Here is a 9036-nt window from a genome sequence, read left to right as displayed (position 1 = left end):
CCTCCGAGCGCTGCTGACGGCTCCGTGGAAAGTGCGCCCGAGTCTGCGGGCACGGTGGGACAGCAACAGCACAATGCGCTCGAGCCTTCGGCGGAATCCCCGGATGCTCCGGAGCCATCCACCGCGTCGAATAATTCCAAGGTAGAACCGACAGCAGGTGAGAAGAAGCGGGAGTACCGGATCTCCCGACCACAGTCCGAAAGAACACTATTCGGGAAGAACTGCGCGATTCGATCGTCGGCGGCGCGCGTACTATCTACGACCATTCCCTGCTGCGAAGTATCAACAACAGCCAAGCTCTGAACAATCTCTACCTGGGAATGCAGTCGATGCACAAAGGCTTACGTCGCCGAACTCACCATCGACGACGACAATCTCACCAGCCTCCACCCCACCCGACCCGACCAACAAACCCCACGCAAAGACGGCAAAATCACAGACTGACCCGACAACAACAAAAGGGGTTCGCAACCGAATTCGGTGGACTGCCACGGGCAGGGGGTTGCCGTGCGCTGTCGGGCCTATCGCCGTTCGTCCCTGATGGCCTTCACCACTTCGGCGATACCGGAGTTCAGCAGTGTGGTGAGCCGTTTGGTGTCGGCAGGCACCGCGACCGGAGGGATCGCGGTGGTGATCGCGTAGCGCCCGTCGCCTTCCAGGTCGCGCCAGCACAGGCGTCTGCGGGTTATCCCGCGCGGGCCGAACCGCGAGATTCCTTGCTCGATATTGATGATTCCCTCGCCGGTGCTCGGAGCGCGGACGAATTGGTCGGCCTGCCGTTCGACGGTGTCGTCGAAGGAGTCGTTGATGAACGACCGGCCGTAGGAGTAGTCGAGGTCGGCGCCTTTGGTCTGCTCGGCGAGCACGATGTCTCCGAGCTGGCCCGCTGCTACCTCGGGCAGCTCGGCCAGCAGCACATCGGCGAGCTCCAGCGGCGCGCATTCGGTGATCGTGTAACCGCCACTGTGCCAGGCAGTTTCGCCAGGAAGCTGTTCGAGCAGGTATCCGTCGCCCGCATGGCGGACCGCCAGCAGCCGGATTTGGCTCTCGGCGTCCTCGCTGTCGGCACCCCAACCGTGCAGTTCGACTCGGATGTCCGGCCGCGCGACTACATCCATCACCCGCGCGAGATTATCGTCGAGCGTAGTGCCCAGTTGTGCTCGGAGCTCCCGTTTCTCACGCTGGTAGTCGTCGTACAGCGGAGTCCGGCTCGTGAATACGAACGGGGCCGGAAGGATGTCGGCCTGGTAAGTCTCCCAGGCGACGACGAACTCGAGGTCGGTGAATTTCCAGGTTCGGGTCATTTCTCCACAACGGCCCTCACCACTGTCGGCGCGTCACCCAGCGCCTCCTCCAGGTGCTTGTCGGAATTGAGGTAGTTGGGGCGCTTGTTTTCCTTACCCTGTCCTTGGCCCTGACCCGCTCCGGCCGCACCGGGTGATCCCGGCGAACCGGCCGCGGGCATACCGGCCGCAGACATTCCGCCCATGCGCCCGAGGGCGGACGCGGGTGCCGGTCCGGCGGCGTTCGCTCGCGGGAACAACCGTGCCGCATCGGCTTCCTTCTGCAGGGCGGCCGCCGCGGCGCCGCCACCCAGTCCGCCGCCGCCGCCAATTTTTGCGGCACCGATCCCGCTACCACTACCGCCGGGCGTGCCGAGGCCACTGGGTAGTCCGGCCCTGGCTGCGTTCAGCCCGGACCCCGCCGCCGCGGCTTGCTGCGCGGCCTGCGCCGCAGCCTGGATCGCGCTCTCGGCGCCGCCCATGCCCTGCTGCGCGAGGTTGGCCGCTTGGCTCAGGCCGTCGGACCGGGGGACCGACGTTTCCGGACTGCGACCCGTGTCCGATGGGCTGGTCGGCGCGGATCGGTCGGTGCTGTCGACGGACCGCGAGGATGTGTAGTCGTTGCCCGCGCCCGATGGAACCAGGGGTGGGCTGGTCGGGTTGTAGTTGGTGGGGCTCGTGAGGCTGGGGCCGCCGCCGTTGGGGCCGTTCAGGCCGGGGCCGCCACCACCGTTGGGGCCGGCGTTGTTCATCCCACCGCCGTTCCCGTCACCGTTCCCGTTTCCGTCCCCGTTGGCGGGATCCTGTGGGTCGGCGGGTTTTTCCACTGCGGTCACCGGCAACTCGTTCAATGTTGGAATGAACACTGAAGACGCTTGGACTCCGCGAACATAGTTATTTTCCATGTTCTGCCGATATATCGCAAGATTTCGGTTGGTGTCGGCCGAGGTATCGTCGGGCATGGCATACGAGCCGTTCTCATCTGAATAATAAGAAACGCTCGGCTTCGGTGGATTCCGCTCTGTTGGCATACCTTTTTTAGTGTGCGCCAGCCATTCTGAGGTGTAAGTAAGAATGGAGCTGATGGTATTCATGCGCTTGGTCAGGTCGTCGGCTTTCCCGTGGTAGTTCGTCACCGCGTCTCTTGCTGCGTTAGCAGCGTCGCCTCTCCAGAGGTCCGGGTCTATGTTCGTCAGGTTCTTGGCGAAGGCGCCGATCGTGTCGTCCAGTTCGCCTGCCATCGACTTCCATATCCCGGCGACCTGGCTCACCGGTTTGACCGCCTGCTCGGCCGCCACGCCGAGGTCGTACAGGTCTTGCCACGTTTGTATGCCCGGGTTCTCGGCGTGGGCGCCGGCTTCCAGCCGGGTCAGATGCAGTGATTCCGGCTGGCTCTGGGTGGTGCTCACGAAGTCCAAGGCCTGGCTCGGGAGCTGGGCCGGTTTGACGAAATCGGACGGATTGATACCGGCGGCCTGTAGTTTGTCGATTTGCGACATTGAGTCTTTTATATAGTCTCTGCTGCCGATCGGGATTATTTTTGTTTTGTCGCCGTCGTCCATCTGGTCCACTTTCGGCGCTTTCCACGATTCCGCCGGTTTGACGTCGAATTTTTCCGAATTGGTAGGGGGTTTGATACCGTCCAAATATGTCGTCATTCGCTGTCTGGTCGACTGGTCGAAGCCGTCCGCGGAATCCAAGTCGGTATCGATATATTTCTTGCCCGCGGCTTTGAACGTGGCCAGCATTTCGGTCAACACCGACTTGTGCGTGGCCAATACGTCGTTCAGCCCTCTGGCGGTGTTGTTGAACTGGTTCGCTAGCAGGCCGCCGGACATCAAGTGGCTGACCCGGCCGAGGGTCATCCCGGGGATCGCATTCTGGATGCCGATAATTCTGCCGATCGCTTTAGCGCATTCCTCGGCTGACGTCTGAGCGACGTTGGGCTCGAACCGGATATCCCCGGCTGCCGCCTTGGCTGCGACGTCCGTCCATGGGTCCTTGGCGGTTGTCGTCGCGACGGGGCCGACGTCGAGGCTCGGCTGGCCGGGATAACTCATCTGTGCCTCCGAGTCCGTGTCCCCGACCGCAGCAAGGCCTTGGTGTCACCCATAGGTGGCGCTCCTGACTATTCCGACAATCCGATCCAGTCTGGCACGGACGCACGGGTTCGCACGATGGGCGCCCTTCCCATTGGTGGCAATGTGTCAGCTACTCCATGGCCTGCGATAGCAGTACACTCTTGCCCCGAAATCCCTTGGGGCGTCGGGTTGATCCGAGGTATCACGACTGTTGCTATCCAGGTCCCGGGCGTATCCTCAGCGTGTGGCACGAGTTGATGGGGATGCTATGTGGACAATCGCGTCCAAGAGTGGCTCGATCTCGGTCGAGACCACTGAGCAGGGATTGCCGATCGGTATCAAGGTCGAGCGTGATGAGTTGCGCCGCCCACCAGCGGAGTTGGCCGCCGAGATCGTCAGATTGTGCAGACAGTCGGCGAATCGGGCCGGGCTCGCCCGCCGGGCGGAGCTGGAAAAGGCGGGATTGACCGCCGATGTCCTGGCGCTGACCGGGCTACCCAAACCGGAAGACGTTGCCCGCCAGGAGCTGGTCGAAGAAGCCGAATACGAAGTCGAGCCACAGAGTTGGTTGAGGTCGGTATGAGTCAAGCGATGGACGAACTCGAGGCGCGAGCGCACCGCAGGCTGAATCGGATGCGCGACCTCGCCGACGAGATGACCGCCGTTCGGGCCCGGGAGACCTCACCCGATGGCGTGGTCACCGTGGTGGTCGACGGCAGCGGTGCGCTGCGAGAGCTGGAATTGTCCACGGGGATAACGAAATTGTCGCCTGCCGAGTTCGAGCGGGTCCTGGTCAGCACTGCGGGCCAGGCGGCGCTGCGCGCCTTCGCGGAACGCGCCGAGCTGGTCACCGCCTTCAACGAAGAGGCCGCAGAGTAACGGAAGCGCCCGGTTGTGGCGACTCACCAGTGCTGGGTAGTTCGTGTCGAGCCAGGGCGCGCACAATCCGGTACATTTGGCAACGACGGAGCAATCATCTTCCGGCAGCTAGGGTTTGCGATGAATGAAATAGTAGTAGCATCCGACGCCATCCGCCGGTACGGCGACACATCTGCGACCATGGCGGCCGATGTGGTGTGCGCTGGAGCGACGAGCCAGGCGGCGACCATCGCCGCCGCGATCCCGATCTTCGGGCTGATCGGCCAAGATTTCCTGGCCTCCTTCGCCGTTGCTCAAGGCAATAATCTGACATCGGTGTGCGAATTGGGGCATGTGTACGGGATGTCCGCGGTTGCCGCGTACGAGAGCGCGGCACTGTACGACACCACCGAAGCCGCCTCGGCCACCGACTTCGGGACGATCAGCAGACAACTATGAACGCACCGCTCGATCAGTCGGTTCTCGATCTCTTGCGGCACAGCGCCATCGGGCAAGCGGTGGACAGGCCGGTGAACGATGTCCTGAAGGACATGGGTCTGCCTCCGCTGCCGGAGATTTCGGGCCTACCGCCGCTGCCGGAGTTCCCGCCGCTGCCTGTCATCGACCTGTCTCTGCTCGCCAAGCCCATTACCGATCTGGCCAACAGCTTCGGCACCGGCCGTCTCCCGGCTATCGGCACCGGCCAGTACCCGGCAGCCGGCGGCGCCGGTGTGGAACCGGCTGCCGGTGGCGCCGGTGTCGTACCGGCCGTCGGGCATGGCTTGCCTCAGATCGACCCGGCACAGGCGCTGTCTCAGGTGTCGATGGTGGTGCAGACGGCTATGTCGCTCGGCTCCTCCGCACTACAGATAGCGTCGATGCTGTGGCAGGGACAGGGCGCTTCGGCCGCGGCCAAGAAATCGCAGCAGGCCGCCTCGGACGCCACGGCCGTCTCCGCGCAGAGTGCCCACACTTCGGTCGGTGTCACCGCTGCGGCGGGTAGCGTGTTCCAGGGCGCCACAGCGATGTCGGCGGTCATCGCGAAGTTCATGACCTCGCTCGCGGCATCGGTGCCGTTCCTGCCCACTCCGCCGGGCCAGATGTTCCTGGTCGCGCTGACGACCGAGACGCTCGCCGAGGCAACCGCGGTCATCGCCAAAACGCGCGGTGAACTCACCGTGCACAGCGGAGCCATGACCAAGACCGGAGCCAAGGTGCCGGTGACCGGCGCGCCGAAGAATGTCGATCCGACACAGGCGATCCAACAGCTGATGCAGTTGGTACAGCCGCTGACCCAGCTGGCGACCTCGGGTGGGCAGGCGTTGCAAGCCGCGCAGACCGCGCTGTATCCGGCGCGGGCGATCGCCGACAAGGAAACCGACGAAGAGAAGGCACGTCGCGAGGCCGAGCTGGGTGGCGCCGGTGGCGGTTCATTCGGCGCGGGTGGTGGCGGCGGTGGTGCGGTCAGCGTGGGAGGCCAAGCGCGCCAGTTGACTCCGTGGAACGGTCCTCGTGCGGGCACCGCTTTCGGAGCTGCGGGCACGAGCACGCCCGCAGTCGAAACAGCAACCGCCACACAGGCCGCGGCGGTGCGCGGCATGGGTTCTTCCTCGCCGAGCATGATGCCGATGGGTGGCGCCGCGGGTGCGGCAGGGATGGCTCGTTCCGAAGAACAATCGACCGACGGACTGCGTGGACTGTTGGTCACCGAGCAACACGGCAACGAGGTCGTCGGCGACGTCGAAGGCGTGTCGATGCCGGTCGTCGGCGCGGCAGAACATGTCTCGGGACCACTGGATTCCGATTCGCCGGACAAGTCGCTGACCCTCTGACAGGAGGACACCATGGAATTCGATTCGGCGCAGGCAATCAAGTCGGCGACCGCGCTGGACACGCTCGCGGCACGGCTGGAGACCGATCTGCGACAGCGGCTGCCCGCGCTGGCTGTCGAACCCGCAGGAGTGGACGAGGTATCGGTTCGCGCCGCGGAATCGCTGCGCGGTGTCGCCTCGTCCTATGACGAGGCTGCCACCGCGGGCATCTTGGAGGTCCGGAAGTTGGCCGCTGCTCTACGTTCCCACACCGATGTGCTTGTTCGGATGGACGACGAGAATGCGGTCGACTTCGGGGCCGCGAGATAGCAACGGGGTGCGGGTATGGTCGAACCACCAATAATCGGGTTCACCGGTGTGGTCTGGCCGGCCAGGCAGACCGAGCAGTTGGCCCGTGATCTGACAACGGGCCCCGGTGCGACACCGATGGCCGATGCCAGTACGGCATGGGCGCAGCTGGCCACGAGCTTCGGGGCGGCGGTCGTCGAGTACGACCAGATTGTGGCCGCGATTCGCGAATCTTGGCGCTCCTCCGAGAGCGACGTCGTGCTGGAGCGGATCACCAAACTGCGTGATTGGCTCGTCGACGCGGCGGCGGCCGCCGGGCAGAATGCGACACGGACGGCCGGCCAAGCCATAGCCTACGAAGTGGCCAGGCTCGCGATGCCGCACGTCGCAGAGATCGCGGCGCTGGAAGCGGCGAAGAAGGGGATCGAACAGGCAGGTGCCGCGCTCGGAGCGCCACTTGTCGCGGCGGCGGCGCAGGTCGACGGCGAGCAGGATCTCGCGAAGGCGAACGCCGCACGGGTGATGCAGAGCTACGAGTCGGCGACCACACCATTGGCCGCCCCGTGGCCGCAGACGCATCCACCGGTGATCGCCACGAGTGTCGCGCTGGAGGCCGAGCAGAGTGCCGCGTCCGCGGCGCCAACCGCGGCGAATCCGGCCATGCCACGCGGGGGTTTCGTGCCCAACTTCGCGGGGCTCACCTCGATGCCGCGTGTGCAAACGGCGTACCAGGCGCAGACCTTCACCCAGGCGGTGTCCACCGCGGAAACTGTCGCGGTGCAACCAGCTATGGTCGCGACCGACAGTGGTGCGGGCCAGATGGTGCCCGGCAGTATGGCTCCGGCCGGTGGTATGGGCGAAGCCGAACGCACCGTTCGCGCCGGAGTGGGCGCACAATCACGTCCCGGCGAGGGGCTGAACATCGAGGCGGGTTTCGACGCGGCGCCACCGGTGCTCGGTGCCGCTGCCGAACAGGGCGCTCGTGCGCCCGCCTCCGCCGAGCCGGTGCCCGCCCAGGTTCAGGCGCAGCCGTGACACCGCCGAGGTGTAGGAGGCCGATGTGCCGACGTTGACGAACGATGGTCTGCTCGCTGTGTCCGGCCTGCTCGGCGTGCAGACTCTGCCGCTGGTGCTCGGCGTTGGTCCGCAACAGGATTCGGTCGACGCGTGGCAGGCCGCGCAGCAGGAGGCATTGTCCGACCTGCGCGGCGCCGGCCTGGTCGACCGCTACGACGAGGTGGACAACGACCTCGCCAGCGCGCTGCGGGTGCTTGCGCAGCCGGATCGCGAGTTGGTGGCGCGTATCTACACCGAGGCCGGGCCGATCCGAGTCTGCCTGGCGCGCAGGGGCGCCGAACATGCGCTGGCAACCCGAACCGGCAACGGCTTCGACGTCCGCACGACCTGGGCCGACGGTGGCGCAGCCGCATTGGCTCGCCCGATACTTGCCGCTCTCGGCGCGTGTGTGCCCGCGCCGATCGCCAGTTTCAGCGCGCTTGCCGATGACCTGCGCGCGCGGTTCGACGGCGCCTCGACCTCGAGCGACTTCACCCAGGCGCTGTACACGCTCGGTGTCGCCGACCAGCATGATGCGATCGAATTCGGGCTCGCCATGTCGACTTGCTTCGCGCACGCCGAAATCGTCGCCTACGCCAATACCGACGGAGCGACAACCCGATCATCCGGAGCAGTCGCGGTGTACGACACCGCGCGTGGTCGCATCGTCGCCAGCCCCGGAGCAGCCCAAGACCTCCGGGTCTGGTCCACCTTCACCCCGGGCTCCGATCATCGGGTCGCGCAAGCGGTTTCCGCACTGATCGACTCGTTGCCCGGAGGAAGGTGGATGCCCTAGCTTCCGCGTCGTCGAGGGCTGACTGCGCGAAGTATGGGCAACATCAACTGAATACACCATGAACAAGGCAGACGAAGAAGGGTCAGAATATGAGCAAGGTAAGTCTCGACGATGCCGCCGCCGCCCAGGTCGTGAACGATTTCATGACAGCAGTCGGTGAGATCAAGAAGACGATCAACAACATCGGCCACGACATCGACGCCGCCAAGCCCGGCTGGCAGGGCGATGCCAACACCGCGTGTGGCAAAGCCGCCGTGGAGTGGCAGAAAGAAGGGGATCGTTTGCGGGCCAAGCTGGACGATATGACCTCCTTGATCTTCGAGGGTGGCGACGTCAAGAGCAAAGTCGACGCCAGCAACGTCGACAACTTCACCAATCTGGTCTAGCGCCGCGCCGACCAGCACATTCTAGAAAGGACTCGACATGCTCTACGACCCCAAATTCCTGGTCCCGCTGATGGATCAGCTCGACGACCACTACAAGGCGCTGCGCACCCAGATCGGGCACCTCGAGACGGCGGCCGACAAGTTGATCAACGTCGCCTGGGAAGACAACGAATCGGCCACATCCTTCAAAGACGCGCACACAAGGTGGGAGGGCGAGTTCTCGGACACTGCCACGCAGCTCGAGAACCTGCGTGACGCTGTCGACCGGGCGCTCGGCAATGCCCAACATGCCGACAAGAAGGTGTACGACAGCTTCGCCGGGATGTAGCTCGAACCGGTTCCGAACGGCCCGTTCACCATTCGGCGGGTTCACGCGATCGTCGCAACACTCTCGATTTGAGAGGTTGCGGCGATCGTGTCGTTTCAGGAGGATTTGGCCCGGTTCGGTGATCAGCT

12 protein-coding genes are annotated in these 9036 nt (G+C 64.7%); 9 read left to right on the top strand and 3 right to left on the bottom strand.

Annotated elements, in window-relative coordinates; genetic code table 11:
- Positions 1 to 521 precede the first annotated feature (521 nt).
- The gene (locus AB0M74_RS09055; protein WP_364903730.1) at positions 522 to 1304 is read right to left on the bottom strand and encodes an ESX secretion-associated protein EspG; all 783 of its coding nucleotides are present in this window, start codon (positions 1302 to 1304) and stop codon (positions 522 to 524) included.
- Entirely contained in the window at positions 1301 to 3343 is a 2043-nt protein-coding gene (locus AB0M74_RS09050; protein ID WP_364903727.1) for a hypothetical protein, read from the bottom strand. Before AB0M74_RS09050 ends, AB0M74_RS09055 begins: the two co-directional genes overlap by 4 nt.
- 289 nt (positions 3344 to 3632) lie before the next feature.
- Here AB0M74_RS09050 and AB0M74_RS09045 point away from each other — a divergent pair, with 289 nt between their 5' ends.
- The 3 genes from AB0M74_RS09045 to AB0M74_RS09035 all read left to right on the top strand — a co-directional run bounded on the left by AB0M74_RS09045 (position 3633) and on the right by AB0M74_RS09035 (position 4681).
- Positions 3633 to 3947 (top strand): hypothetical protein, encoded by a 315-nt coding sequence (locus AB0M74_RS09045; RefSeq protein WP_364903724.1) that lies wholly within the window; start codon positions 3633 to 3635, stop codon positions 3945 to 3947.
- Entirely contained in the window at positions 3944 to 4243 is a 300-nt protein-coding gene (locus AB0M74_RS09040) for a YbaB/EbfC family nucleoid-associated protein (RefSeq protein WP_364903721.1), read from the top strand. The genes AB0M74_RS09045 and AB0M74_RS09040 overlap by 4 nt, the downstream gene beginning before the upstream one ends.
- A 120-nt stretch (positions 4244 to 4363) precedes the next feature.
- Positions 4364 to 4681, top strand: a complete 318-nt coding sequence (locus tag AB0M74_RS09035; RefSeq protein WP_364903718.1) for a hypothetical protein — start codon at positions 4364 to 4366, stop codon at positions 4679 to 4681.
- A gap of 125 nt (positions 4682 to 4806) precedes the next feature.
- Here AB0M74_RS09035 and AB0M74_RS09030 read toward each other — a convergent pair whose 3' ends face one another.
- Positions 4807 to 5001, bottom strand: coding sequence for a hypothetical protein (locus tag AB0M74_RS09030; protein ID WP_364903715.1), 195 nt, complete (start codon positions 4999 to 5001; stop codon positions 4807 to 4809).
- A 45-nt stretch (positions 5002 to 5046) separates the two neighbouring features.
- Here AB0M74_RS09030 and AB0M74_RS09025 point away from each other — a divergent pair, with 45 nt between their 5' ends.
- The 6 genes from AB0M74_RS09025 (at position 5047) to AB0M74_RS09000 (ending at position 8908) form a co-directional block, all read left to right on the top strand.
- Entirely contained in the window at positions 5047 to 6054 is a 1008-nt protein-coding gene (locus tag AB0M74_RS09025; protein WP_364903712.1) for a hypothetical protein, read from the top strand.
- Between the two features lie 12 nt (positions 6055 to 6066).
- Positions 6067 to 6363, top strand: a complete 297-nt coding sequence (locus tag AB0M74_RS09020) for a PE domain-containing protein (RefSeq protein WP_364903709.1) — start codon at positions 6067 to 6069, stop codon at positions 6361 to 6363.
- Positions 6364 to 6378: 15 nt separating this feature from the next.
- Positions 6379 to 7377, top strand: coding sequence for a PPE domain-containing protein (locus AB0M74_RS09015; RefSeq protein ID WP_364903706.1), 999 nt, complete (start codon positions 6379 to 6381; stop codon positions 7375 to 7377).
- A 25-nt stretch (positions 7378 to 7402) separates the two neighbouring features.
- A complete protein-coding gene (locus AB0M74_RS09010; protein WP_364903703.1) occupies positions 7403 to 8194 on the top strand; it encodes an ESX secretion-associated protein EspG in 792 nt (263 codons plus the stop codon).
- 89 nt (positions 8195 to 8283) lie between these two features.
- Positions 8284 to 8580 carry a WXG100 family type VII secretion target gene (locus AB0M74_RS09005; protein ID WP_364903700.1) on the top strand — a complete coding sequence of 99 codons (297 nt, stop codon included), beginning with the start codon at positions 8284 to 8286 and terminating at the stop codon, positions 8578 to 8580.
- 37 nt (positions 8581 to 8617) lie between these two features.
- Positions 8618 to 8908: a hypothetical protein gene (locus AB0M74_RS09000; protein WP_364903697.1), complete on the top strand. Its 291-nt coding sequence runs from the start codon at positions 8618 to 8620 to the stop codon at positions 8906 to 8908.
- The last annotated feature ends 128 nt before the right edge of the window (positions 8909 to 9036 follow it).

The sequence above is a fragment of the Nocardia sp. NPDC051463 genome (assembly GCF_040681975.1).
Taxonomy (GTDB): domain Bacteria; phylum Actinomycetota; class Actinomycetes; order Mycobacteriales; family Mycobacteriaceae; genus Nocardia.
This window is presented reverse-complemented; position numbering and strand designations above follow the sequence as displayed.